Raw genomic sequence first — 21,607 nt, 5'->3', positions numbered from 1 at the left:
CACCCCATCCTCGCTTCGCTCGGACAACAAACGCGGGACGCGCTTGCCTGCCGACTTCCAGCCCAATCTGGTTTTCGCCGTCGAACTCGGGTTCGATCGCTCCCAAGCCATGACCGAGTTCGACAAGTTTCGGGACTACTGGAACGCCAAAGCCGGGAAGGACGCCACCAAACTCGATTGGCCGGCGACCTGGCGCAACTGGCTGCGCAACGCGGCCAAACCCCGCAATCGCCCTCATCAGCAAGCCCCACCACGGGAAACCGAGCATGCCCGCCACCAGCGGGAATTCCGAGAAGCCATCCAGCAGAAACTGAACGGGAATCCAGGCCATGACGAATTTACCAGCACCGGCCCAGCTTTCGACCTTGAACCGGGAGATTACAACGCTCACTGAGCGATTGGCCCCGGCACGCACCGACGCCATCGTCAGGAGCCTCGGCGTCATGCAGAGCGCCGGCATGAGCTTGCCACAAGGTGTCGACGCCCAGAAGTTCGACGTGATCTACGGCTACGCCCTCGATGGGGTGCCGAGCTGCGGTCTCACGATCGCCACCCAGAAGCTCATCAGGGGCGATTACGCCGGCAACCCCGATATCTTGCTGGGCATGATCCCGAAGCCGCCGATCCTTGCCGCCCTGGCAAAGCAGGAGGCGAGGGCAGCCCGCGAGGATCTTGCCCGCAAACGCGAGACTGCATCGGCCTTGAAGGGTGTCGCTCCCGAGGTTGACCGTTCCCCCGAAGTCATGGCCCGGGTGCAAGCCCGCCTCAACCAGTTCCGCCAAGAGCACGAGGAAGCCAAAGCCAAGGAACGGGGCGTCGTCGTCCACGAGCCTATGTCGCCTGAGAAGGCCGAATATTGGGCCAAGATCTCGGAATTGCCCGACTGGTGGCAGGTTGGTGCCGAGCAGATGGCGTTCCGCCGGAAGATCGAAGGCGAGATGGCCGAGGTCCAGCCGGAGGAGCAGAGCAATGCTGCTTGAACTCCCGCAACAGGCTGCAATCAGCGAGCCGATCTATCGCGCCGCCGTCCTCGTTCGTCGTCGGAATCTGCTCGGCAAACCGAAGCCGCCGAAAGTTTATGTCCCGAAGCCGAAGCTTCGCGCGCCCGCTGACGACCACGTCTGGGCCTATCGCGCGTACCGCCTCCAGCAGCGGCCGCGCTTGACGCCAACGGAACACGTGAAGCTGCGTTGCCTCGAGCTCCGAATTCCTTTCGCGGTCATGGTCGGCCCGTCGCGCGTCCGATCGATCACGGAACACCGCCATTTACTGATGTGGGAGCTTCGCCAGCGGAAGATGTCGCTGCCGGCCATCGCGCGGATCTTCAGCCGCGACCACACCACCGTTCTGACTTCCTGCCGCAAGATCGAAATGGAGAAGGCCCAATGAGCTGGTACGCAATCAAGACCCGTCCAGGAACCCAGCGCCCAGCGACTCCGCGCGTAGGCGAGACCGAGGACCGCAAGGGCGAATTCATCATCGAGCGCAATGTCCGAGACGCCGACCTCGAAATCTTCATGCCGTCGTTCCGGAAGGACATCAAACACCACCGAACCAAGGAACTGATCGAGCGCCGCTTCGCTATGATCACCGGCTATTCGTTCGTCTACCTACCCACGCGGGATTTCTACCGGCTTTCCCGCGTTGATGGGGTGACGGCGATCCTCGGTGTTGCAGGCTATCCGTTGCGTATCTCAGATTTCGAGGTCGAGGGCCTGCGGGACGCTGAGGCAATGGCGGGTTCCGCTCTGGAGCGAGAGCGCGACGCGCGCAAGAAGCGGAGCCGCAAGCAGTTGCAAGAGGAGTTCCCGCGGTCGACCGTCGTCCGGGTTGCGCCCGAGCATCGCCTCGTCGGGGGCATGCTTGCGTCCGTCCTCGATGTCACTGGCCGCAACACCGTCAAAGCTGTGGTTGAATACTTGGGTGGCCTTGTTCACGTCGATCTGCCGCTTGAACTGATCGACAAAGTCGCTTAGAATCACTGCAATCGTTGGTGATTTGTTGGCTGTTCTGATTGCGGACCTCGATTAGAGGGAAAACTCGCCGGGCCTTAGGGAGGATGTCACCGCCTCCCGCCATGGCAGAATATTGCCAATTTTTGGAGCTGACATGAGCGGCAACGCGGTCGAACTCATCGGGCGAAACGCTATCGAATTTGCTTCGAAACTGAGACTTGTCTCAACCGATTCCCAGAATTGGGTGACGCACTACATGGACGACAGCACCGGTAAACGTTGGGTGATGGACTACCCAGACGCCGGACTCCAAGGAGGCGGCAGCCCGCGGCTGAGGCAGGCTTAGCCCCGTACCGGTGCGGTGCGTCCTAATTCAGGGCGGCCGAAGCCGCCCTTTCTCGTATCATTATTTGGCGAACATCGTCTTTCCACCAGTCTGCGCGCCGCCCTTGGCCGAGCTCTTCTTGCCAGGGTCGGTGTTTACGTTCTTGGTTGATGCGGCAAGACCGCGCGACGATCCGAAGGCTAATTCAATCTGACCGGCTCTTTTGACGGTGGACTGCTTTTCGGTTGGCGCCGAAGACACAGCAGCAATGGCGGAAGTCGCAAAAGCGAGCGACGCCAGGGTGGCGATAACGATCTTCATTGGTAGTCTCCTAGGTTCGAACCTCCCGCCAAGGAGTGCGGGAAACTTGGCCTAGGACTATTGCCGTGTCGGCGACATACGGCAGGTGTCGTATTTCGACAGTGCGACATCCCGCGAAGTCGACCCATAGCGCGGCGGTCAACGAAGTGGCCGCAACGTTATGAACAAAGCACAATTGCGCTCGACGAGCCTCGCACTTCATGCTCCAAAACTGCGTGCCGGAAGTCGCGGGAGTTAATGCAGTGAGAGAGTATCTATTCGGGGGGCTACTGCTTCTAGCTGGCTTCATCGTGATTAAGTGGAACCTCAGGGATGCTAAAACGCATCGCTGGAACGTATCGGACGACAAAAACCGAATTGGTTTCGCATTGCTCTCGCTTGTCTTTATCGCTGGCTCAATCGTTTTGCTTTGGCATTGACGAGGAGGCGAGGACGCCTTCAGTTCCAGCGCCATTGGTAGTGGCGACCTTTGCCTCCCGCCGGAGAGGTGGATGAATCCGGCCAGCTTCACCAGCCCGCCTCGCTCTGGGCAGATGCCACTGAGTGACCGACGCTTCGAGCCTACGGCCGGCGTCGCCACGGGTGGATTGAGTAGTCCTTGGGCAAGGCCCCCTTTGTCGGAGTAGAGCAGCCCGGTAGCTCGCGTGGCTCATAACCACGAGGTCGCAGGTTCGAATCCTGTCTCCGCAACCAACTTCAGCGCCGAAGAGCCCCGCGCCGGTTTGTCACCCGGTCAGCGGGGTTTTCGTATTCTCCCAGCCGAAAGGAACCAGCATGCGCATGTTCCACTACGCCCACGCTTTCGCCCGTAGCCTCTACCGCGTGTTCGACATCTGCGCTGCGGTCGCAACCGTCGTCGCCTCGTTTGCCCTCGCTGCCATCCCCTACGTCGCCGGCCACACCTGGCACTCGCTGCGCAGCCTCGGTATCGCCGCCTATCGCAAGATCGCCGATCTCCGGCCGGTATACCGCGAGAGCTATGACAGCCACGGCCTCAGCCTCGACGACGGGCGAATGCGAGCCTGATCGCGCTTGCCTGAAATGGAGAGCCGGGCCTAACCGCCCGGTTCCCCGATGTCTCAATTTGTACCCTCAGGAGAGGGTAGAGGTTGAAACATCAGCCCCTTGCGGTCGGGCGACCCAGCCAGGGCAGTTCATAGGGAGAGGCCACGAAGGTCGTGCCGTTGTTGTCCTGCTTCCACGCAAGGATGAAGTCGGACAGGTTGCCCGAATCCGGGTTGGGGAGAGCGGAGACAAACGGTCCGGACCTCATGTCGCCTTCCCACCCTATGCCGCGGGCGAGGTCTTGGGCCTTTTCAACAAACGGCAGAAAGGTCTCTTCGTTGTAGTTGGCGTCGACATTTTCTGTTTCGGCGACAAAGTCGGCAGCAGAAAGCCAGCCGTTCCAGAAGTCGATGGGGCCGAGTTTGTAAACAAAAATCATGCAGTTCTCCTAAAAATGATCAAAAAAGTGCGTTGAGCGTCCGAGCGCAGCCCACTCAAGCATCATTTAAACAAGTGATGGATGATGCGCCCACAACCGCCGTTATATATGTTCGACGACGTCAATTCGCCAGCCTTCGCCCCGGCTGAAGCCATGCCCAAATGGGTGGACGCTACGTTCCTGGATCCGGCGTCACCGGTCCACAATCCTGATCATTCCCATCTGGCTCACGCCGATATAGGCTTCCTCTGGACCATCGTCGGCAACAGCAAGAAGGGCCGCCGTATCATCGGCCAGTGCGAGACAGGATCTCCTCAGGGCACGATGGGCAAGTGGTCCCGCGCCCGCGCAGAGATGCAAGTAAAGCAGTGGTTCGGCCACGCCCCTGATTTCATCATCACGCTGGACGCTGATTACTGCCGGGAATGCGGAGATGCCGAGTTCATGGCGCTGGTCGAGCATGAGCTCTATCACGCGGCCCAGGATGTCGATGCTTTCGGCGCACCGAAGTTCAGCCGATCGACTGGCCGCCCGGTGTTCGTCATCCGTGGTCACGATGTCGAAGAGTTCGTCGGCGTCGTCCGTCGCTATGGTGCAGATGCTGCCGGCGTCCGCGCCATGGTCGATGCAGCCAACCAGAAGCCAGAGATCGCCAGAGTGCAGATCGCGCACGCATGTGGCACGTGTCAGCTAAGGGTGGCCTAGTCCATATCGAAAGCGGTCAGCTCTTCCATTGCTGCTCGCCCCTCGGCCTTCGCTCGGATACGAGCCCCAATCAAGCGGCCCGATCGGATAGGCTTGCCGCCATCTAATAGGACCTGCCACTCCCACTGGTGCTGCCCGCGTCCAGTAAGCTGCAGTTTCAGTCTATCGGCGCTGTATCGTTCCAATTGCCGCTCCTTTGACGGGACTTTGACGGATCAATGGCCAAACCAAAACTCTCCGATGAGGTCAAGACCTACATCGTGCAGGCGCTGGCTTGCTTCGATAGCCCATCGGTCGTCGCCGCGGCAGTCAAGAAGGACTTCGGCCTCGATGTGAGCCGACAGCTCGTCGAGAGCCACGACCCGAACAAGAAAGCTGCTTCGGGCCTGGCGCCCAAGTGGCGTGCTCTGTTCGAGGAGACCCGCAAGACGTTCCTTGAGGATACCGCCTCGATCGCGATCAGCCACCGCGCCGTCCGGCTGCGGGCTCTACAGCGCATGGCCGAGAAGGCAGAGAACGCCGGCAACATGGTGCTGGCCTCGTCATTGTTGAAGCAAGCGGCGGAAGAGGTGGGCAACGCCTACACCAACCGCCGCGAACTGACGGGGAAGGACGGAAAGGATCTGCCGGTTCCTGTATCACCGGTCACGATCTTCCAGTTACCCGACAATGGCAGGAGCTGAGCAAGGGCAGGGCGCCCAGACAATCATCCGGCCACAGGCTGGCCCGCAGACCGCTTTCCTTGCTTCCCCGGCTGACATCGCCATCTACGGTGGCTCGGCTGGCGGCGGCAAGACATGGGCACTGCTCATGGAACCGCTGCGCCACGTGGCCAATCCGCAGTTCGGCGCAGTGTTCTTTCGTCGGTCGACGGTGCAGGTCCGAAACGAGGGCGGCCTATGGGATGAGAGCGAGAAGCTCTATCCCTCGATCGGAGCGGTACCGAAAGAGCATGTGCTGCAGTGGAATTTCCCGGCTGGCGCCTCGGTATCGTTCGCTCACCTTGAGCACGACAAGACGGTCCTGAACTGGCAGGGCTCGCAGATCCCGCTGATCTGCTTCGACGAGCTGACGCATTTCAGCGCCAAGCAGTTCTGGTACATGGTCTCGCGTAACCGCTCGATGTGTGGCGTGAGGCCCTACATCAGGGCGACGTGTAACCCGGATGCCGATAGCTGGGTTGCCGAGTTCATTTCGTGGTGGATCAACCCGGACACCGGCCTGCCGATACCGGAGCGGGCCGGCAAGCTTCGTTGGTTCGTCCGCATCGGTGATGCCATCGTCTGGGCAGATGATCCGGCAGAGCTGTCGGACTACATCAACCCGCTCGACGGTGAGCCTATCCCGCCGAAGTCGGTGACATTCGTTCCGGCGAAGCTGACCGACAACGCGGCGCTTATGGCGGCCGACCCCGGCTACCTCGCCAACCTCATGGCTTTGCCCACGGTCGAGCGCGAACGCCTGCTCGGTGGCAACTGGAAGATCCGGCCGGCGGCTGGTCTTTTGTTTCGCCGCGGCTGGTGCGAGGTCGTCGATGCAATTCCCGCCGGCGCGCGTTGGATGCGCGGATGGGACTTGGGCGCCACGCCGAAGACAGAGAGCAACGACCCGGACTGGACGGCAGGCACCAAGATCGGAAAGCTGCCGGATGGCCGATACATCGTCGCCCATCATTGCCGCGATCGCCAGTCGCCTTCGGGTGTCGAGCGTCTGATCAAGAACACCGCCGAAGCTGACGGCAAGGATGTGCAGATATCGCTGCCGCAGGACCCGGGACAGGCAGGCAAATCGCAGGTAACCAACCTGACGAAGATGCTCGCCGGCTTCACCGTTCGGGCCACGCCTGAATCCGGTGACAAGATCACGCGCTTCAGTCCGTTCTCGGCTCAGGTCGAAGCGGGCAATGTCCTCGTTCTTCGCGGACCATGGAATGAGGCTTGGTTCTCATCGCTCGAGGGTTTCCCTGAGGCGGCACATGACGATGACGCCGACAGCACGAGCCGTGCTTTCAACGCGCTGTTGAGCGCAAGCACGTTCACCCTGGCGAATGTGTAGTTTGACGCTGAAGGAGTTCGATACCGGCCTTCGAAAGCATCCAGTCAGGAAGCGCCCTAGTTGCGAGGGCTTCAGCGGCGCTGGCTTCCGATCTGCATCGGAGCAAGAGGGGCAATGCGCGATCGACCAGGTCGGCGAACTTCGCTTGCCGTTCTTCGTCTGAGAATAGGCCGTTCTCAAGGTTGAGAAGCTCCACACACAAGTCAGCTTCGCTGGGCGATAGGACACTTTCTAGCCGGAAGCGGATGTCTCCGTGATACTCCTTCGGCCGATCAACGGTCGATATTGATCGGAACACGACGGAGCAGTTGAGGTAAAACTGGTTTCCGAACTGAGACTTCTGGACGTTCACGAATAAAAGGGTCTCGGGATTTTCGAGGCACCAACTTCTCGCGTTCTTTCTGAAACCGAGCGGCCTCAGCTGCGCGCCAACCGCGGCCACGATCGGATTTAGCTGTGGCATGTGACCGAACCTACGCGATTTGTACGAGACGGCTTTTCTGGCACAGGGGATAGCTTTCCAGGAGTGGTTGGAGTCGCCGGTGCATATCCTGGAAGTCTTTCCCGTACATGTACAACGCAGTTTCTGACGGACCTTCCCAATGGCTGTTCACAAACGCCACACCCTTCAAGAGGCGATCACACTCCTGAAAGACAAAGTTGATGTCACTGTTGGCGTACACGTCAGAAGGCAAGTCGGTGCCATTGATATAGAGGGCTAAGCCTTCGTGCTTGCCGAAATCAAGGGTTCGGTCCTGATCGGGGATATGCAAGCGGGATCCTTTGGGGGCGAGCATCGATTCCAGGGCACGAATTGCAAGCTGAACGGTTTCGTCATTCAGTTCATCGACTTCGATCTCGATATCACAATGAGCAATCTCTCCGCTCTCCTCCTGCAACGTTCCTCCACCCACGACTCGCATGCCGAAACTTTTCCTCTGCATGAGGTCGTCAAATGCATCTTCTAGTTCACCGCGGTCGAGCGGTTGGAGTTTGGCGTTCAAGCTGGCGATGATCACGGATTTCAAATTCGTACCCTCTGCTGGGTTGTTAAGCCGCGCTGACTAAGTGAATCAACTGGAGCGGGTATGGGTAACATAATTGCATTTGTCCGCGACAGCCTGACAAACATGGTCGCCAATCTCGGCACAAGCCGGGATAAGGCTTCGGCCACGTTCTATTCGATGCCGATGCTTTCGGACGAGGAGTTGCTGAACGCCTACCGTGGCGCCTGGTTGCCGCGGAAGATCGTTGACATTCCGGCATTCGACAGCGTGCGCGCCTGGCGGGACTGGCAGGCAACCAAGCCGCAGATCGAGGCGATCGAGGCGGAAGAGAAGCGCCTGAACGTCAAGGGCAAGATCCTTGAGGCGAAGATCAAGGCACGGCTCTGGGGTGGCGCCGCTTTGGTCATCGGTACCGGCGAACAGGATCTCACCACTCCGCTCGACGCTGAGCGCATCGGCAAGGGCGGCCTAAAGTACCTGACGGTCATGTCACGCCGCCAATTGACGGCCGGAGAGGTAGAGCGCGACCCAGCATCGGAATGGTACGGCAAGCCGAAGATCTATCAGGTGAGCTCGACCGGCGGCCGGCAGGTCGAAATTCATCCATCGCGCCTGGTCATCTTCAACGGCAACCCGGCGCCGGATGACGAAATCGTCACCAGTGCCTATCCGGGCTGGGGCGACAGCGTTCTCCTGTCGATGGTCGAGGCGATCAAGCAGGCCGACGGTACCGCGGCGAACATTGCCAGCCTCGTCTTCGAGGCCAAGGTCAACGTGATCCGCATTCCCGACTTCATGCAGAACGTCGGGGACGAGCGGTACCGCGCCAAGATCCTGGAACGGTACACCCTTGCGGCCACCGCCAAAGGCATCAACGGCGACCTCCTCCTCGACAAGGAAGAGGAGTTCGAACAGAAGACGGCGAGCTTCGCCACGCTGCCAGACGTGCTCATGTCGTTCATGCAGCTGGTATCCGGAGCGGCTGACATTCCGGCAACCCGATTGCTCGGCCAGTCGCCGGCAGGCATGAACGCCACCGGCGAAAGCGACCTGCGCAACTATTACGACCGCCTCCAGGCTATGCAGTCCGTCGAGATGACGCCGGTAATGGCTCGGCTTGACGAGTGCATCATCCGCAGCGCCCTCGGCTCGCGCGATCCAGACATCTACTACGAGTGGGCGCCGCTCTGGGGCATGTCGGAGAAGGAAAAAGCCGATGTCTTCAAGACGAAGGCAGATGCCGCCAGAGCGCTCGCAGGCACATCGACGTCTCCTCCGTTGCTGCCGATCGACGCGTTGTCGGACGCTCTGGTCAACACGTTCGTCGAAGACGGCTCTTTGCCTGGCCTCGATGCAGCGATCGAGGAGCATGGCAAGCTTAGCGAGCAAGAGCCGTTGGAAGAAGAGTTGGTTGCTGCGACCCAGCAAGTGGCCGGTGAGTTCTCCTAACCGAAACGGGACAGGAGTGCAGGGATCATTTCGCGGATTGCCTTCGACTTGACGCAGTATCCGAGGTTAGTCGGGATTTGTGACAAAGAAATAGGAGCCATGGAGGTGGGTACTGGCTGCGCTACGATTTTCCCTTGCGCTGTGTATTGAGGACCGCCCCAAAGCAGCCCGAGGAGATGTAACCTCGTGCCGATTACAATACTCCCTTGCGTAGAGTAGCTACCTTCGTTCGCGATTAGAATTGGGGATCCGGACGAGCCGGGGAAACATGCGCAATCAATCATAAACTCCGGTCGCCCGTTGTAATTTCTCGCGTAGGGGGTTGCCGTGATCCCTCGGCGTATTATCGGGAGGTTGTTCGTCTGGTCCCACAGCCCCGTCGGATACCCAATCATGAGGATATCTTCGATGGCCGTAAATCCTTGCTCCTCCTGGCCTGACGGGATTTGTGAAACTTCGAATGCTCGATAGTAGGGAGGAGTGCCGGCCGCGGCCATCTCGTTCAGGATGGCGCCCACTGGGAAGATGGCTAGGTCCACACCCGGGTCGGGATGCCCGATTACAATGTCGGCTAAATTGCCTGTAATATTCCAAGAGTTGAAAGTGCCGAAGATTGGACCCGTTGGTCCGCCCCGGGACATGTAGATAGTAGCGGTCTCTGCACCGCGCATGACGTGCTTGTTGGTGACCAAGCAAGTCATTGTTCCTTTAGAAGGAACGGCAATATCGAAGAAGAACCCGGTGCCCACTGAACCACCGTTCGCGGTTGTCGTTTCAATGCGGCTCGTCGTGTGGGGCAACTGGTTGTAAATGCTCATTATTTCCTCCTCTTCCTTGCGCCACATAGCAAGTGATTCTCAACCAAAAGTCGAGCTAAATTAAAGGTTGGATCGATGAACTTCTTCGATGTTGCAACCGTCGCAGGCACGCGACGGACTGCCGACGGCTATCTTGTTGCGGAGGTCCGCACCGCGCGCACTGGCATCCAGCTTTATGCCGGTCGCGAGGTGGGCAAGCCCGAACTTCAGTCCGTGAAGGTGTACCGTTCCGCCGACCAGGTCTTCGACAAGGCCAGCCTCGGCAGCTACGCCCACAAGCCGGTGACGAACGATCACCCTGACGAAGCCGTCAGCGCTGCCAACTGGAAAGACCTGGCTGTCGGCCAGATCGGCGACGAGGTCGCCCGCGATGGCGAGTTCGTCCGCATCCCGCTCATCGTCATGGATGCTGCCGCCATCAAATCCGTCGACGAGGGCAAGCGGGAGCTATCCGCCGGCTACACCTGCGATCTCGCATGGGAGCCGGGCACGACGCCCGAGGGCGAGAAGTACGACGCCATCCAGAAAGATATCCGGATCAACCACGTTGCCATTGTGCAGCGCGGCCGCGCCGGATCACAAGCTCGCATCGGCGACGGTGTGAGGTCGTGGGGCGCTGCCCCTGTCACCAGTGATCAGAAACCGAAAGAGGAAAAGATCATGACCCTGAAGACGGTTACCGTCGATGGCATCCCGGTTGAAGTAACCGACCAGGGCGCCACCGTCATCGCCACACTGCAGTCTCGGCTTGCCGATGCGATCTCCAAGATGACCGCAACGGAAACGGCACACCAGACGGCTCTGGCCGCCAAGGATGCCGAACTGGCCAAGAAGGATGCCGAGCTGGACGCGACGAAGGCCAAGGTGCTTTCTGACGCCGATCTCGACAAGCGCGTGCAGGCTCGCGGCGATCTCATCGCCACCGCCAAGGCAATCGCCAAGGACATCAAGACCGAAGGTCTGTCCGACGCTGCTATCCGCAAGGCCGTCGTCGCGGCCAAGATCGGCGATGCCGCCATTGCCGGCAAGTCCGACGCCTACATTGACGCCCGCTTCGATACGCTCGTCGAGGACGCGGCCAAGAACCCCAGCGATCCGTTCCGCAATGCCGTCAAGCAGGGGCTCACCTCGGATGCGGACCTTACCGACTCCAACAAGGCTTACGAGGCAATGCTTGCCCGTGATCGTAATGCCTGGATGGGCAATCAGAAGGAGAACGCATAATGGCCTTTCCACCCGTCTCCTACTCGCGCGACACCCCGGCTGGCTATCCCGGCATGATCGCCACCACTGAGCCGCATTTCATCACGTCGATGATCGTTGCGGCCGCTTCCGGCAATATCCCGTTCGGCGTGGGCGTGATCTACGACACGGTCGAAGACACGGTGAAGCTGCCGGCAGCGATCGGAAAGTTCGCCGGCGTTGCCGTCGTCGATCGCACGCTGCCCTACGCCAACGGCGAGGTCTACAAGCCGTACGACCAGATCAGCGTCATGAAGAACGGTTCGATCTGGGTCACCGCGCTTGTCGCCGTCGCTCAGGGCGACCCGGTCTATATGACTCCGACCGGCGGCTTCACCAACGTTTCCAACTCGGCAGCCAACCAGCTGATCGAAAATGCCGAATGGGCAAGCGTCACGAGCGGTACCAACCAGCTCGCGCGTCTCCGCCTTGGCCTCACCAAGTAAGGAGAACGCACATGTTCACCACTGACGCGCCCGCGCTGGCGCTGAACTTCCTGCGCACGGCTCAGAACTACATCGAGCCGGGCATCTATGCTCGCCAGTATCCGGACTTCCAGTATCGCGAGCTCGTGCCCGTCGATAACTCGGCGCCGGACTGGACCACGGCTATCGACTTCTTTTCGATGGGCGATGACGTCGGCCAGGCCCGCGAGTTCGCGGCGGATGGTGATGACATCCCATTCGTCGACTTCAAGCTGGACAGCGGCAACAGCCGTGTCTGGATGGCGGCGATCGGCTACCGGTACAATCTGCAGGAGCTTGCCCATGCCCAGGCATACGGCATCCGCCTGCAGAACGACCGCGCCGATGCGGCCCGCCGGAAATACGAGCAGTACGTCGACAACGTCGCGTTCCTCGGTCGCTCCAAGCTCGGCATGACCGGCCTGCTTAATACCACGTCCGTCACGGCCATTACCGCGGCTAACGGGGCGGGCGGTACCGCGACTTGGACCACCAAGACCGCCGACGAGATCCTCGCCGACGTCAACAGCGTGCTCGGGGTCATCTTCACCGCATCCAACGGCATCGAGCAGGCCGACACAATCCTGATCGACCAAGATCGGTATGCACTCATCGCCACCAAGCGTCTGGACGCGACGATGACCACGACCATCCTGGAGCATATCCAGCGGGCGAACATCTACACGATCCGGACCGGCCGGCCGCTGACTATTCGGGCAGTCTTCGGTCTGGAAACCGCCGGCGCCGGCAGCACCCATCGCATGGTGGCCTATCGCCGGTCGCCGGACGTCGTGAAGATGCACGTGCCTATGCCGCTCCGCTGGCTACAGGCGGAACAGCGTCTGTTGAAGTTTGAAGTGCCGGGCATCTTCCGCCTCGGCGGTGTCGAAGTTCGTCGTCCCGGCGCCATGCGCTATCTCGACGGCATCTGAGGAGTTTTCGCTATGTCCAAGATTACTATTCAGAATACGCGCCCGGGTGGCTTCGGCATTCCGGGCGGCCCGGTCATTGCAGCCGGCGCTTCACTTGCAGTCGAAGCGGCCGATTGGAAGACGGTGAAGGACCATCCGGTCGTGAAAGCCTGGTTGGATGCCGGCCATCTGAAACTCGACGGCGAAGAGGATATCGCTGACGAAGGCAGCTCTTCCAAGTCCGTGACGGAAGTCCTCGCCATGGCGAACGATCCGAACGTGCAGTTCATGTCCTTCAAGTCTGCGGCCTCCAAGCTTCTCGGCGAAAAGACACCGGCGAAGAAGGACGAGATCATCGCCGCACTCGAAGAACTGGCAACCAACCCCGGCGCATAAGCGCCGGGTTCTTCCCATCGGAGAATGACATGGCTGGATACGGCGATAACGACGGCTTCACGGCTTACGCTACGGCGGCCGGCTATGTCTTCCCCGATGGTACGACCGATGCCCAGAAGACCGCAGCGCGCCAGCGCGGTTCTCTGGTGATCGATCGGTACGAACCGCGGTTCAATGGTCGTCGCACCGGCGGATACGCACAGGAGCGCGCATGGCCGCGCACAGGCGCATCCACTTACTACGGCGAGGCGATCCCGCCGACCGAAATCCCGGTTGCAATCGTCAATGCTTCCTATGAGGCGGCTTTCCTCGAACTGACGAACCCAGGCAGCCTATCGCCCGTCGTCACGGGCACATCGACAGTAAAGCGTGAGAAGGTCGGACAGCTTGAGGTCGAATACGCGACGTCGTCATCGACTGACATGGACGATGTGGTGGCGCTCGCAACACCGGTTGTCACCACGATCGAGGTGCTGTTGTGGCCGTTCCTCGTGCCGGTTTGGCCGGGCGCGTTGGTTGTGTAGCTCGCGTCCTTGCCTGGATGCCGATCAGATAACGCCCAGAGAGTTGAGCAGCGAAACCACGCCGACGATCAGAATGACGATCTGAGCCATCTGCTTCATCGTCGAATCAATCGGAAGATTCTGTACGAGATAGAGCACAACGCCGACGAAAAGGACTGTGACGAGGATGCTGATAGCGGCGGTCATGAGCCCAGATCCTTGAGAAAAGAGCCTCGCGGCAATGAAGGCGTAAATATGCCCGAGCCCTCAAAAAGGAAGAGCTAAGTATGGCGAACCCACTTTATGTCCACCTGCAAGCCACGGCGCAGCGCCTCATTGCCAAGTTCGGCCAGGCCGGCGTCGTCACCCGCCTCACGCCACCGGATCCGATCTTGGGCGGCGAACCGGTCCCGACGCCTTACCCGGCAACGCTCGTCCCTTTGACCTACGAGGCCCGCTACGTGGATGGAACGGTTATCCGCACGGGCGACATGCAGATCTACATTTCCGCTGTCGGCCTCTCGATCGAGCCCACTGTCGGCGACATCGTCACTGCCAACGGTACCGACTACGCCATCATCACGGGCGACCCGAACAAATACGATGGCGTGACCAACGTTGTTTTTATCGTCCAGGGGCGAACGGCTTCCTAGCCTCGGTCAAGCAAGGCGCGGATCGGGTCGGCAACTACATCGAGGGCATTTGCGATCGATTGGGTGACTGGATCCGGTGGGCCGATAAACGCTTGAAGCATGATGGCGACGATCAGCAAAACCAAGCCCGCGCGAGGCAAGCCTTGCGCGTAGAAGGCCAATGGGATGAAGACGAGCAACAAGAGGATCATACGCGCCCTGAGATTGCCAGCTGACGGTCTGTGGTTAGCGACCATCATATTCCTTCCTACCAGCCAAAAAACGAGAATCGTATGACATTCGACGAATTGCTCGCCACATACGAGCCACGCCTTGCCGCGGCATTTCGGGAGGCGGTGGACGAGATCAAGTCGGGCATCATTCTCGCACGCGTCGTCGAACGGCTCGAGCGCGGTGACGTGAATGGCGCGATTGAGGCGATGCAGCTTGAGCCCGAGGCATTCTCGGCGCTCGAAATCGCCCTGCAGGAGGCGTTCAACGCGGGCGGCACGAATGCCGTTGGCGAACTGCCGAAGGTGATGGACCCGCAAGGCAATCGTGTCATCTGGCGCTTTGGCGTTCGCAACCCTGTCGCCGAGGCGATCTTGCGCGACCTGTCGTCTACGATGGTGACGCACATCACCGAGGATCAGCGGCAGGGTGTCCGCCAGGCATTGGAGCAGGGGCTTGCCCGAGGTGCGAACCCGCGCGCGACCGCACTTGATGTCGTCGGCCGACAGAATCGTGTCACCGGTCGCCGTGAGGGCGGCGTCATTGGTCTGACCCGCTACCAGATCGAGTTCATCGAGCGGGCCCGGGTCAACCTCGCATCGGGCGATCCGGAGCTGATGAAGAAGTATTTCGAGCTCAAGACCCGGGACAAGCGCTTCGACCGCACCGTGTCGGCCGCCATTCGCGGTGGCAAGCCGGTCACCGGCGAAGCGCTGACCCGCATCATCGGCAGGCTCAACGACAAGAACTTGTTGCTCCGCGGAGAGATGCTGGCGCGCACCGAAACTATGATGGCCCTCGGCTCCACTCGCGATGAAGCGATGCGGCAGCAGATCGAAGCCGGCAAGGTGCAGGCGCAGGACGTGACGAAGATCTGGCGATCGGCCGGCGACAATCGAGTTCGGCACACTCATCGTGTTCTGAATGGCAAGGGCGTCGGCATCGATGAGGTGTTTCAGAGCCCATCGGGTGCACTGCTTCGCTATCCCGGTGACCCGCGCGCGCCGATCATGGAAACGTCTGGCTGCCGTTGCAGGCTGGAATACAAGATCGACTATATCGGCGCCGTCGCTCGTCGCTACCGAGCCGAGGCGGCCTGATGGCGAAGCTTTCGTTCAGCGCTGCGGTCGCGCAGTGGGCGGATAAGGTCGAGGGCGCGGTGGAGGCTGTGTTCAAAGAGGCAACGCAAGAGATCGTCGAGGAGATGCAGAAGCCGACCGGGCAGGGCGGACGCATGCGAGTTGACACCGGGTTTCTCCGGGCGTCGCTCCTCGCTTCTACCGCGGCGATGCCTTCGATCGTCGTGGGCAAGAACCCTGCGCCAGGATCAGGAGCAAACAGCTACGCGACCAGCTTTGACCAAGTCGAGGCTGTAATCGCCGGAGCCGACATCGGGGACACCCTCTATTTCGGCTACACGGCGGCCTATGCCGGACATCGAGAATACGGCTCGAACGGTCAGCCAGCCGACGGTTTCGTCCGCCTGGCCGCTCAGAACTGGCCTGTCACCGTGGATCGAAAGGCGGCCGAGCTGAAGGCCCGTCTGGGCCTTTGATTGCTGCATTGGTGTCGATGTTCTTTTCCATCGCTGCCAGCAAACCAAGCTGAAGCATCGTCAACGCTTTTCGGGCGGCCTTGAGAGAGGTGTTGCCACGCACCGTTGCGCCGCCATCGCGGCCCAATGCCAGCAGTGCCGCATGGATGCGCTCATACACTTCATCGTCGCTGAGAGGCGGCTTTTCAGACATAGGCAATCGATACATGGCCGTTGGTACCGACGCAATCATCTTCAAAGCGCTTACCGATCGGCTGCGCTCCATGCCTCAGGTGCTGCCGATCGCCGGGCCGAACGTCGTGTTTCCGGGCGCCGGGCAGACGCTGCCGCCGAAGTACTTACGCCTTGCCTTCATGCCCAATCAGGCGCGGCAGGTGACCATGGGCGACGATCCGCAACAGAAGCGCGGGTTGCTTCAGGTGTCGGTCGTCTGGCCCGTCGGGCAGGGCATCATCGATGCGCTCGAGGTCGTCGACCAGGTCATAGACCACTTCAAGAACCAAACCCTATTCGCCTCTGGCGTGAGGATCACGATCAGCAGCGAGCCATGGGCGGCTGGCCCGCTCCAAGAGAGTGAACGGGTGCAGATCCCGATCACCATTCCCTACCACGCCTTCGAACCGGAGAACTGACATGGCAAACAAGGCAACGAAGAAGGGCAGCAAGGTCTATGTTTGCGCGCTCGCTCAGAATACCGATCTCATCCAGTCCGCCTTTGTGGCGCTGACCTGGGTGCAGGTTGGCAAGGTCGGCAACGTCGGTGATTTCGGCGCCGACAGCACGATGAACAGCTACAACACGCTCGACGAGCCGGTGACCCAGAAGCAGAAGGGCACGGCGAATGCAGGTGATCCGCAGATCGAAGTCGCTTCCGTCTTCGACGATGCCGGTCAGATGATCCTGCGCACGTTCGGCGACCCGCTCAATCTTGACAATATGGCCATCAAGATCGAGCGCAACGACGGCGGCGCCGGTAAGACGAATACCATCTTCTACAGCCGCGGCGTTGTCTCCGGTCCGCTTTATCCGGGCGGCGGTTCCGACGACTTCGAACTCGAACGCTTCACGATCGGCCTCAACCAACTGCCGATCCGCGTCAATCCCACCGCCATCCCGTAACCTGAGGTGAAAACATGGACATTTCCAAGCTCGTCAATTCCGAAGACCTATTCGAACTGAAGCTCACCGGCCCGGATACGGACGAGCTCATCGGCATCCGTTTCATGATCCGCTCGGCCGAGAGCGACGCGGTAAAGCGTGTCGCGCGCCAGCACAGTGACAAGTTCCTCGCCAGCCGCAAGAAGAAGCTCACGTCGAGCAAGGTCGAGGCCGAATATCTCGACAAGGCTGCCGCCTCCGTCGCTTCCTGGGATTGGGGCGACCATGATTGGAAAGGGGCGAAGCCGGAATGCACCTTTGAGCAGGTGCGCGAAGTTCTCGAAGAAGCCGGCTGGATCTATGACCAGATCGCGGCCGCCTCGGAGGATCGGGCAAATTTTACGAAGAGCTCGGCGAAGCCCTAGCCGAGGCAGTCGCTGTCGTCGCTCGGTATGACAGCGTCCGCGACAACGAAGGGGAGACCAGACGCCAGCGCAACGAGGCTTTCGAGACGGAAAGCCCGGAAGCGGAGGTGCCAGACCACGGTGCCTTCATCTGGGATTGGTTTTGGGAACTCCGGCAGTCACAGCCGCCGGGGTTCTCCGGGCCGGTGCCGATATCCAACTTCGAGCTTGTGGCGTGGTGTCAGGTTACAGGCAATATCGTTACGCGGGAGGAGTTCGCAGCCTTGAAGCGTATGGATGCACATTACTGCAGCGAGATTGACCGAGAAAGTTACGAAATTCGCGAGCGCGAGACGGCCGATAGCGGCAAATTTTAACTCGCGCAGAAATAGAATCGCGTCTATTGATTGCTTGTAATCAAGGGGTACTCGCTCGGCATGCTTAGATTTGGCCTCAACAACGTGCGTCGGCTCAAGAATACGTCTCTGGTCGATCTACGTCCGATCACAATATTGGTAGGGCGAAATAGCAGCGGGAAAAGCACTTTCTTGCGCACATTTCCACTTTTGCGCCAATCACTGATGACACGAACTAGCTCGCCAATTCTTTGGTACGGTGACCTCGTTGATTTCGGCGAGTTCGAAGATGTTGTGCACGACAATCGCTCTGAATCCAGGATTTCTTTTTCGTTTGGGTTAGACAACGTCACGACAGAGCCCAGCTTTGTCACGCTCGATGGTGGAGGATACGGTGCTACCCAAAAGCGCGCCGGCCCAGTCGATGTTGAGCTGTTTGTCTCAGGGCGCGATCGAAAAACCAAGCTAGACGGATTTTCTTTTCGGTTGGGCAATCCATCGAACGTCTTCGACGTCTCAATTGACGATTCTGGTTCACTCTCGGGTATATCTCGAAATGGTGAATCAGTAATGCATTTGTTTGACGGCGCTATCGTGAGTTTTCAGCTTGGCAGTATATTCCCTAATATTTTGCTGAGGTCGAAAGAGCAGGAAGAGGGTAGGTATTTTTACCAACCTTTTCAAAATCCCGTACATGATCACCTTGCATCATTGCTGCGCCCACACGTTGACCGGCGCCTCAGAGATGATCAAATCGGACGATTTGCGATCAACCTTCTCATGATGGACGAGTTTTCGATCAGCGAATTAGAGGGAGTGAAGAATAGAACAGGAACCCGCTCATTCCTTAAGATCCTGACGGATATGGCAGGGAAGAACACTCGGGGCCTGCGCGAGAAGGTGCAGCAGATGTACGAGGTTAATCAATTCTTTTCCATCGTGGGCGCAACGTTCAGTTCATTAAAAACGAAGATATCGTCTACTCTCTATATCGGTCCAGTCCGAGCACGAAGCGAAAGATATTATCGCTATCAAGATCTTGCAGTGTCGGAGATTGATCCGGACGGGAAGAATTTCCCGATGTTCCTAACCTCTCTTACTTCGAGCCAAAGGACGAATTTCTCAAAGTGGGTTAAAGAACGCTTTGGATACGGCGTTGAGGTTGTGCAAAACTCTGGGCACATTAGCATTAAATTGGCGAATGGCGACAAGACGACCAATATTGTCGACAATGGTTATGGCATTTCGCAGGTTCTGCCCGTTCTTGGTCAGATCTGGTGGGCATCACGGGGTGCGATCGGCCGCCGTCGCGTGATAGGCGCTGCAAACAGTTCCATGCTCTTGATAGAGCAGCCAGAACTTCACCTGCATCCCGCGCATCAAGCTCTTCTAGCTGACGCCGTCGTCGGAGAACGCGTGAGTTCGACCCCTCGTGACCCTGACGTTAGCTTCATCATCGAGACGCACAGTGAAGCATTTGTAAATCGCCTGGGAGCATTGATCGCCGAGGGCAAAGTGCGCGCAGACGACGTCCAGATACTTGTGTTTGAACAGGATGATGAGGACGAAAAGATCACATCTGTCCGGGTCTCGCGCTTCACCAGTGGCGGGACGCTGACAAACTGGCCCTATGGATTCTTTCAGCCGACGGTTTGACATGATTTTTGATTTAGTTGGCACGCCAGAAACATATACTTTAGCAAATCAAAATAAAGGTAGGAACGTATGCTGTGAGTTGTTACGAGCACACAGGCACGGGCACCATCTCGCCATAATTCCTCGAGCCGTCGCTACCGCGCTAATCGCTACCGGTTTGTTTGACGACCGGGATCGAGCGTTGATAGTTAAGCTGGGAAACGAGTTTACCCAGTCGGCTGGCTTAAGAGATGATGCAATCATAAGGATTTGCATCGATCCCTTGCATCGGTCGGGACCAGAGATCTCGGATGGGGCAATCATCATCGGTCTAGAGGATGCTGATAGCCCCTATCTATTCGATCGGGTCAATTTAGTCGTTGAGGATACTGCATCAGATGGTGAACTGTATCTGCAGATGGTTATGGCGCATCTGCCCGAATACGGGGGGGGGAACGTAAGTTTCGATCTGAGGCATGGCGGAGGGCAGGCATCCGACTCGATATTTCAGAGGCAGATTGAGCAACGCTGCATCGTGTGCGTCGTGGGTGACTCTGATAAACTTCATCCACAAAAGGGTGAGCCTGCAAAGTTGTTGCGCACCAAGCGCATTATAGAAGAGTCGGCGTGGCCATTTGCCTGGGCATTCGCGTTGCCTTGCAGGGAAATCGAAAACCTGATCCCAACGCACATTTTGGGTAAGTTAGCCTGTGCTGGAGCTAAGGCAGCGGATCTGGATGCGTTGACGACGATTCACAGGGCCGAGGATGCCGCCGGTTTGGCAGCAGATGAATTCTTCGGGATGTATTACGATCTGAAGGAGGGAATTGATGAGAGAAGACTCAACGGCGTTTGGCCAGAGCACATTTCGGATTGGGTTCGCGCAAAGCTACTGATTGCAGGAGACGACGTCCGTTTGACTGGCTTTGGTAGTAACATCATCAGGCAACTGCTTGGCACGCCGGCGGTCCTTCGGGAATTCCTCGCTCACACGAAGAAGGAAGCGTGGCAGCGTCTCTACGGGCACATTATCAGGTTTGTTCTTTGGCTGGGGTTCGCCCCTATGCGCCAGATCGTTTGATCAGTTCTCGTAGAACTCAGTCGACGGTTTGATGCGACTTAAACGCTACATCTCGCAATTGTGAGTACAGATCGGCCCGCCACGGTGGGCCCTCTACTTGAATTCTTCCTTGGTGCCGTCTTCGTAGACGACGACGCCAGTGAACTGCCGCTGCCGTCTCCTACCGCAGTTCCAGTCGATTAGTAGTATTCAACCCGTGTTTCGTTCAGAACGACACGTAGCACACGGTAGACGTAAAGAAAGCCGGCAAGACCGAGTGTTATAATGATTAGCAATACCCATAGTATTACATGCCCAACTGAATGGCCTATGTTAAAGGTGCAGTTGAGTCGTCCGATCGCACGACCAGTGCCATCCAGAAGTTCGGTTTTATTCAGAACGGCACGATTCAGGTAGTATGGGAACACGACCAACGCCAAGCCAACGGTAATGACGGTGAGAATGATCCAAATGATCACGCTTCCTATCGCTTCCGTGGTGCTGAACGAGCACTTGAGGCGGCCGATACGAGTTGAATGAGTTACTGCTTCTGACATGATTGACCCCGTTGAAATCAAGCGGCAATCGACCAGAAGAACAACTAAAAGTCGAGCTATATTCAGTTGTCGGCGTCGCGAGCCTGTTTAAAACGCGCTTGAGATACACGAAGCGATGTTTGTGTCGCGAGAATGCTGTCCAGACACTTTTGGTCATTCGCCGCCGGCGCCTTTTTTTGATTATCTCGCCGTATTTTCTTGTCGAAATCATCTGCAATGATCACGGCGTCTGTTTGCGATTTACCTCCCAAGATCGCTGACTGCTCCACTGCGGATCGCGCCGCGTAATAGTGAGAGGTGCCCAGGGCGTCCTGGCAGAGATAGGCTGCACCAAGGTAAACGAACGCATCCTCCATCATTTGGCGGGCCGCCTTTTGAGCCGCGGCGCGGGTGTCATCATTTGCATTGGCAGGTGCGGCACAAAGCACCACGCTCAGTGAAATCAAAATTTTGCGCATCATCGTCCTCCGGTTGAATCGGCGGG

At 58.7% G+C, this 21,607-nt stretch carries 32 protein-coding genes, 1 tRNA gene and 1 pseudogene; 24 read left to right on the top strand and 10 right to left on the bottom strand.

The genetic code is table 11. The annotated features are described in order from the left end of the window. The 5 genes and pseudogenes from C6558_RS40470 to C6558_RS41860 all read left to right on the top strand — a co-directional run. Positions 1-394 (top strand): annotated as a pseudogene (locus C6558_RS40470) (hypothetical protein); the annotation flags it as partial. After that, complete coding sequence (locus tag C6558_RS36330) at positions 330-980, top strand: hypothetical protein (protein WP_245449313.1); 651 nt, start codon at positions 330-332, stop codon at positions 978-980. The pseudogene C6558_RS40470 and the gene C6558_RS36330, both read left to right, overlap by 65 nt. Further along, complete coding sequence (locus tag C6558_RS36325) at positions 970-1,389, top strand: helix-turn-helix domain-containing protein (RefSeq protein ID WP_107028608.1); 420 nt, start codon at positions 970-972, stop codon at positions 1,387-1,389. The genes C6558_RS36330 and C6558_RS36325 overlap by 11 nt, the downstream gene beginning before the upstream one ends. Further along, positions 1,386-1,976, top strand: coding sequence for a transcription termination/antitermination protein NusG (locus tag C6558_RS36320; protein ID WP_107028607.1), 591 nt, complete (start codon positions 1,386-1,388; stop codon positions 1,974-1,976). The genes C6558_RS36325 and C6558_RS36320 overlap by 4 nt, the downstream gene beginning before the upstream one ends. A gap of 133 nt (positions 1,977-2,109) precedes the next feature. Continuing rightward, positions 2,110-2,301 carry an Imm27 family immunity protein gene (locus C6558_RS41860; RefSeq protein WP_107028606.1) on the top strand — a complete coding sequence of 64 codons (192 nt, stop codon included), beginning with the start codon at positions 2,110-2,112 and terminating at the stop codon, positions 2,299-2,301. 60 nt (positions 2,302-2,361) lie between these two features. On the opposite strand, the gene C6558_RS36310 is transcribed toward C6558_RS41860, so the two are convergent. Further along, positions 2,362-2,601, bottom strand: a complete 240-nt coding sequence (locus C6558_RS36310) for a hypothetical protein (protein WP_107028605.1) — start codon at positions 2,599-2,601, stop codon at positions 2,362-2,364. 615 nt (positions 2,602-3,216) lie between these two features. On the opposite strand from C6558_RS36310, the gene C6558_RS36300 reads away from it, so the two are divergent. Continuing rightward, positions 3,217-3,294 (top strand) — tRNA-Met (locus tag C6558_RS36300). A gap of 81 nt (positions 3,295-3,375) precedes the next feature. Beyond that, entirely contained in the window at positions 3,376-3,627 is a 252-nt protein-coding gene (locus C6558_RS36295) for a hypothetical protein (RefSeq protein WP_107028604.1), read from the top strand. Positions 3,628-3,718: 91 nt separating this feature from the next. Here C6558_RS36295 and C6558_RS36290 read toward each other — a convergent pair whose 3' ends face one another. Further along, entirely contained in the window at positions 3,719-4,045 is a 327-nt protein-coding gene (locus C6558_RS36290; RefSeq protein ID WP_107028603.1) for a hypothetical protein, read from the bottom strand. An 84-nt stretch (positions 4,046-4,129) separates the two neighbouring features. Here C6558_RS36290 and C6558_RS36285 point away from each other — a divergent pair, with 84 nt between their 5' ends. From C6558_RS36285 to terL, 3 genes are all read left to right on the top strand, one after another. Next, the gene (locus C6558_RS36285; RefSeq protein WP_107028610.1) at positions 4,130-4,750 is read left to right on the top strand and encodes a putative metallopeptidase; all 621 of its coding nucleotides are present in this window, start codon (positions 4,130-4,132) and stop codon (positions 4,748-4,750) included. 218 nt (positions 4,751-4,968) lie between these two features. Further along, entirely contained in the window at positions 4,969-5,433 is a 465-nt protein-coding gene (locus tag C6558_RS36275) for a DUF2280 domain-containing protein (protein ID WP_107028601.1), read from the top strand. Next, positions 5,420-6,805: a phage terminase large subunit gene (gene terL, locus C6558_RS36270; RefSeq protein WP_107028600.1), complete on the top strand. Its 1,386-nt coding sequence runs from the start codon at positions 5,420-5,422 to the stop codon at positions 6,803-6,805. Before C6558_RS36275 ends, terL begins: the two co-directional genes overlap by 14 nt. On the opposite strand, the gene C6558_RS41855 is transcribed toward terL, so the two are convergent. Together C6558_RS41855 and C6558_RS36260 are read right to left on the bottom strand one after the other, a co-directional pair. Then, positions 6,786-7,268: a DUF4304 domain-containing protein gene (locus C6558_RS41855; RefSeq protein WP_025426938.1), complete on the bottom strand. Its 483-nt coding sequence runs from the start codon at positions 7,266-7,268 to the stop codon at positions 6,786-6,788. The genes terL and C6558_RS41855 overlap by 20 nt on opposite strands. A gap of 10 nt (positions 7,269-7,278) precedes the next feature. Further along, positions 7,279-7,824, bottom strand: coding sequence for a hypothetical protein (locus tag C6558_RS36260; RefSeq protein WP_025426939.1), 546 nt, complete (start codon positions 7,822-7,824; stop codon positions 7,279-7,281). Between the two features lie 69 nt (positions 7,825-7,893). Here C6558_RS36260 and C6558_RS36255 point away from each other — a divergent pair, with 69 nt between their 5' ends. Beyond that, positions 7,894-9,261, top strand: coding sequence for a DUF1073 domain-containing protein (locus C6558_RS36255; RefSeq protein WP_107028599.1), 1,368 nt, complete (start codon positions 7,894-7,896; stop codon positions 9,259-9,261). Here C6558_RS36255 and C6558_RS36250 read toward each other — a convergent pair. Then, positions 9,258-10,079, bottom strand: coding sequence for a serine protease (locus C6558_RS36250; protein ID WP_107028609.1), 822 nt, complete (start codon positions 10,077-10,079; stop codon positions 9,258-9,260). The two genes, C6558_RS36255 and C6558_RS36250, sit on opposite strands and share 4 nt — an antisense overlap. A gap of 75 nt (positions 10,080-10,154) precedes the next feature. Here C6558_RS36250 and C6558_RS36245 point away from each other — a divergent pair, with 75 nt between their 5' ends. Genes C6558_RS36245 through C6558_RS36225 form a run of 5 tightly spaced genes read left to right on the top strand, consistent with a single transcriptional unit; the run spans position 10,155 to position 13,616 of the window. After that, positions 10,155-11,303 carry a DUF2213 domain-containing protein gene (locus C6558_RS36245; RefSeq protein WP_107028598.1) on the top strand — a complete coding sequence of 383 codons (1,149 nt, stop codon included), beginning with the start codon at positions 10,155-10,157 and terminating at the stop codon, positions 11,301-11,303. Continuing rightward, a complete protein-coding gene (locus tag C6558_RS36240) occupies positions 11,303-11,767 on the top strand; it encodes a DUF2190 family protein (RefSeq protein ID WP_107028597.1) in 465 nt (154 codons plus the stop codon). The genes C6558_RS36245 and C6558_RS36240 overlap by 1 nt, the downstream gene beginning before the upstream one ends. Before the next feature lie 11 nt (positions 11,768-11,778). Continuing rightward, positions 11,779-12,717 (top strand): DUF2184 domain-containing protein, encoded by a 939-nt coding sequence (locus C6558_RS36235; RefSeq protein ID WP_107028596.1) that lies wholly within the window; start codon positions 11,779-11,781, stop codon positions 12,715-12,717. Between the two features lie 21 nt (positions 12,718-12,738). After that, positions 12,739-13,092, top strand: a complete 354-nt coding sequence (locus C6558_RS36230) for a hypothetical protein (protein ID WP_371412335.1) — start codon at positions 12,739-12,741, stop codon at positions 13,090-13,092. Between the two features lie 29 nt (positions 13,093-13,121). Beyond that, positions 13,122-13,616 carry a DnaT-like ssDNA-binding protein gene (locus tag C6558_RS36225; protein WP_107028594.1) on the top strand — a complete coding sequence of 165 codons (495 nt, stop codon included), beginning with the start codon at positions 13,122-13,124 and terminating at the stop codon, positions 13,614-13,616. A gap of 24 nt (positions 13,617-13,640) precedes the next feature. Here C6558_RS36225 and C6558_RS36220 read toward each other — a convergent pair whose 3' ends face one another. Then, a complete protein-coding gene (locus C6558_RS36220) occupies positions 13,641-13,802 on the bottom strand; it encodes a Thivi_2564 family membrane protein (protein WP_107028593.1) in 162 nt (53 codons plus the stop codon). 80 nt (positions 13,803-13,882) lie between these two features. Here C6558_RS36220 and C6558_RS36215 point away from each other — a divergent pair, with 80 nt between their 5' ends. Then, the gene (locus tag C6558_RS36215; RefSeq protein ID WP_107028592.1) at positions 13,883-14,248 is read left to right on the top strand and encodes a hypothetical protein; all 366 of its coding nucleotides are present in this window, start codon (positions 13,883-13,885) and stop codon (positions 14,246-14,248) included. Here the strand turns inward: C6558_RS36215 and C6558_RS36210 are convergent. Next, positions 14,245-14,487 (bottom strand): hypothetical protein, encoded by a 243-nt coding sequence (locus tag C6558_RS36210; protein WP_107028591.1) that lies wholly within the window; start codon positions 14,485-14,487, stop codon positions 14,245-14,247. The genes C6558_RS36215 and C6558_RS36210 overlap by 4 nt on opposite strands. Before the next feature lie 33 nt (positions 14,488-14,520). Between C6558_RS36210 and C6558_RS36205 the strand changes: the two genes are divergently transcribed. After that, the gene (locus C6558_RS36205) at positions 14,521-15,558 is read left to right on the top strand and encodes a phage minor head protein (protein ID WP_107028590.1); all 1,038 of its coding nucleotides are present in this window, start codon (positions 14,521-14,523) and stop codon (positions 15,556-15,558) included. Next, positions 15,558-16,013, top strand: coding sequence for a hypothetical protein (locus tag C6558_RS36200; RefSeq protein ID WP_107028589.1), 456 nt, complete (start codon positions 15,558-15,560; stop codon positions 16,011-16,013). Before C6558_RS36205 ends, C6558_RS36200 begins: the two co-directional genes overlap by 1 nt. Here C6558_RS36200 and C6558_RS36195 read toward each other — a convergent pair. Continuing rightward, a complete protein-coding gene (locus tag C6558_RS36195) occupies positions 15,964-16,206 on the bottom strand; it encodes a hypothetical protein (protein WP_146160959.1) in 243 nt (80 codons plus the stop codon). The two genes, C6558_RS36200 and C6558_RS36195, sit on opposite strands and share 50 nt — an antisense overlap. Positions 16,207-16,219: 13 nt before the next feature. Between C6558_RS36195 and C6558_RS36190 the strand changes: the two genes are divergently transcribed. The 5 genes from C6558_RS36190 to C6558_RS36165 all read left to right on the top strand — a co-directional run bounded on the left by C6558_RS36190 (position 16,220) and on the right by C6558_RS36165 (position 20,587). After that, positions 16,220-16,645, top strand: a complete 426-nt coding sequence (locus tag C6558_RS36190; RefSeq protein WP_107028587.1) for a phage tail terminator-like protein — start codon at positions 16,220-16,222, stop codon at positions 16,643-16,645. Position 16,646: 1 nt separating this feature from the next. Next, positions 16,647-17,132 (top strand): hypothetical protein, encoded by a 486-nt coding sequence (locus C6558_RS36185; protein ID WP_107028586.1) that lies wholly within the window; start codon positions 16,647-16,649, stop codon positions 17,130-17,132. Positions 17,133-17,146: 14 nt separating this feature from the next. After that, positions 17,147-17,536, top strand: a complete 390-nt coding sequence (locus C6558_RS36180; protein WP_107028585.1) for a hypothetical protein — start codon at positions 17,147-17,149, stop codon at positions 17,534-17,536. 416 nt (positions 17,537-17,952) lie between these two features. Beyond that, entirely contained in the window at positions 17,953-19,527 is a 1,575-nt protein-coding gene (locus C6558_RS36170) for a DUF3696 domain-containing protein (protein WP_146160958.1), read from the top strand. A gap of 181 nt (positions 19,528-19,708) precedes the next feature. Beyond that, positions 19,709-20,587, top strand: coding sequence for a hypothetical protein (locus tag C6558_RS36165; protein WP_146160957.1), 879 nt, complete (start codon positions 19,709-19,711; stop codon positions 20,585-20,587). A 179-nt stretch (positions 20,588-20,766) separates the two neighbouring features. On the opposite strand, the gene C6558_RS36160 is transcribed toward C6558_RS36165, so the two are convergent. After that, positions 20,767-21,123, bottom strand: a complete 357-nt coding sequence (locus tag C6558_RS36160; RefSeq protein ID WP_199197114.1) for a DUF6693 family protein — start codon at positions 21,121-21,123, stop codon at positions 20,767-20,769. 62 nt (positions 21,124-21,185) lie between these two features. Continuing rightward, positions 21,186-21,581: a hypothetical protein gene (locus C6558_RS36155; RefSeq protein ID WP_107028580.1), complete on the bottom strand. Its 396-nt coding sequence runs from the start codon at positions 21,579-21,581 to the stop codon at positions 21,186-21,188. Between the last annotated feature and the right edge of the window lie 26 nt (positions 21,582-21,607).

The sequence above is a fragment of the Ensifer sp. NM-2 genome (assembly GCF_003024455.1).
Lineage (GTDB): Bacteria > Pseudomonadota > Alphaproteobacteria > Rhizobiales > Rhizobiaceae > Ensifer > Ensifer canadensis.
Note: the sequence above shows the minus strand (reverse complement) of the source record. Positions and strands in the feature narration are given on the sequence as shown.

Coding starts and splice junctions, on each gene's coding strand:
- C6558_RS36155 (WP_107028580.1), bottom strand. CDS start 21,581: ATGCGCAAAATTTTGATTTCACTGAGCGTGGTGCTTTGTGCCGCACCT.
- C6558_RS36285 (WP_107028610.1), top strand. CDS start 4,130: ATGCGCCCACAACCGCCGTTATATATGTTCGACGACGTCAATTCGCCA.
- C6558_RS36220 (WP_107028593.1), bottom strand. CDS start 13,802: ATGACCGCCGCTATCAGCATCCTCGTCACAGTCCTTTTCGTCGGCGTT.
- C6558_RS36195 (WP_146160959.1), bottom strand. CDS start 16,206: ATGTCTGAAAAGCCGCCTCTCAGCGACGATGAAGTGTATGAGCGCATC.
- C6558_RS36210 (WP_107028591.1), bottom strand. CDS start 14,487: ATGATGGTCGCTAACCACAGACCGTCAGCTGGCAATCTCAGGGCGCGT.
- C6558_RS36160 (WP_199197114.1), bottom strand. CDS start 21,123: ATGTCAGAAGCAGTAACTCATTCAACTCGTATCGGCCGCCTCAAGTGC.
- terL (WP_107028600.1), top strand. CDS start 5,420: ATGGCAGGAGCTGAGCAAGGGCAGGGCGCCCAGACAATCATCCGGCCA.
- C6558_RS36330 (WP_245449313.1), top strand. CDS start 330: ATGACGAATTTACCAGCACCGGCCCAGCTTTCGACCTTGAACCGGGAG.
- C6558_RS36240 (WP_107028597.1), top strand. CDS start 11,303: ATGGCCTTTCCACCCGTCTCCTACTCGCGCGACACCCCGGCTGGCTAT.
- C6558_RS36290 (WP_107028603.1), bottom strand. CDS start 4,045: ATGATTTTTGTTTACAAACTCGGCCCCATCGACTTCTGGAACGGCTGG.
- C6558_RS36180 (WP_107028585.1), top strand. CDS start 17,147: ATGGACATTTCCAAGCTCGTCAATTCCGAAGACCTATTCGAACTGAAG.
- C6558_RS36185 (WP_107028586.1), top strand. CDS start 16,647: ATGGCAAACAAGGCAACGAAGAAGGGCAGCAAGGTCTATGTTTGCGCG.
- C6558_RS36310 (WP_107028605.1), bottom strand. CDS start 2,601: ATGAAGATCGTTATCGCCACCCTGGCGTCGCTCGCTTTTGCGACTTCC.
- C6558_RS36255 (WP_107028599.1), top strand. CDS start 7,894: ATGGGTAACATAATTGCATTTGTCCGCGACAGCCTGACAAACATGGTC.
- C6558_RS36200 (WP_107028589.1), top strand. CDS start 15,558: ATGGCGAAGCTTTCGTTCAGCGCTGCGGTCGCGCAGTGGGCGGATAAG.
- C6558_RS36245 (WP_107028598.1), top strand. CDS start 10,155: ATGAACTTCTTCGATGTTGCAACCGTCGCAGGCACGCGACGGACTGCC.
- C6558_RS36170 (WP_146160958.1), top strand. CDS start 17,953: ATGCTTAGATTTGGCCTCAACAACGTGCGTCGGCTCAAGAATACGTCT.
- C6558_RS36295 (WP_107028604.1), top strand. CDS start 3,376: ATGCGCATGTTCCACTACGCCCACGCTTTCGCCCGTAGCCTCTACCGC.
- C6558_RS36225 (WP_107028594.1), top strand. CDS start 13,122: ATGGCTGGATACGGCGATAACGACGGCTTCACGGCTTACGCTACGGCG.
- C6558_RS36275 (WP_107028601.1), top strand. CDS start 4,969: ATGGCCAAACCAAAACTCTCCGATGAGGTCAAGACCTACATCGTGCAG.
- C6558_RS41855 (WP_025426938.1), bottom strand. CDS start 7,268: ATGCCACAGCTAAATCCGATCGTGGCCGCGGTTGGCGCGCAGCTGAGG.
- C6558_RS36205 (WP_107028590.1), top strand. CDS start 14,521: ATGACATTCGACGAATTGCTCGCCACATACGAGCCACGCCTTGCCGCG.
- C6558_RS36250 (WP_107028609.1), bottom strand. CDS start 10,079: ATGAGCATTTACAACCAGTTGCCCCACACGACGAGCCGCATTGAAACG.
- C6558_RS36320 (WP_107028607.1), top strand. CDS start 1,386: ATGAGCTGGTACGCAATCAAGACCCGTCCAGGAACCCAGCGCCCAGCG.
- C6558_RS36235 (WP_107028596.1), top strand. CDS start 11,779: ATGTTCACCACTGACGCGCCCGCGCTGGCGCTGAACTTCCTGCGCACG.
- C6558_RS36325 (WP_107028608.1), top strand. CDS start 970: ATGCTGCTTGAACTCCCGCAACAGGCTGCAATCAGCGAGCCGATCTAT.
- C6558_RS36215 (WP_107028592.1), top strand. CDS start 13,883: ATGGCGAACCCACTTTATGTCCACCTGCAAGCCACGGCGCAGCGCCTC.
- C6558_RS41860 (WP_107028606.1), top strand. CDS start 2,110: ATGAGCGGCAACGCGGTCGAACTCATCGGGCGAAACGCTATCGAATTT.
- C6558_RS36190 (WP_107028587.1), top strand. CDS start 16,220: ATGGCCGTTGGTACCGACGCAATCATCTTCAAAGCGCTTACCGATCGG.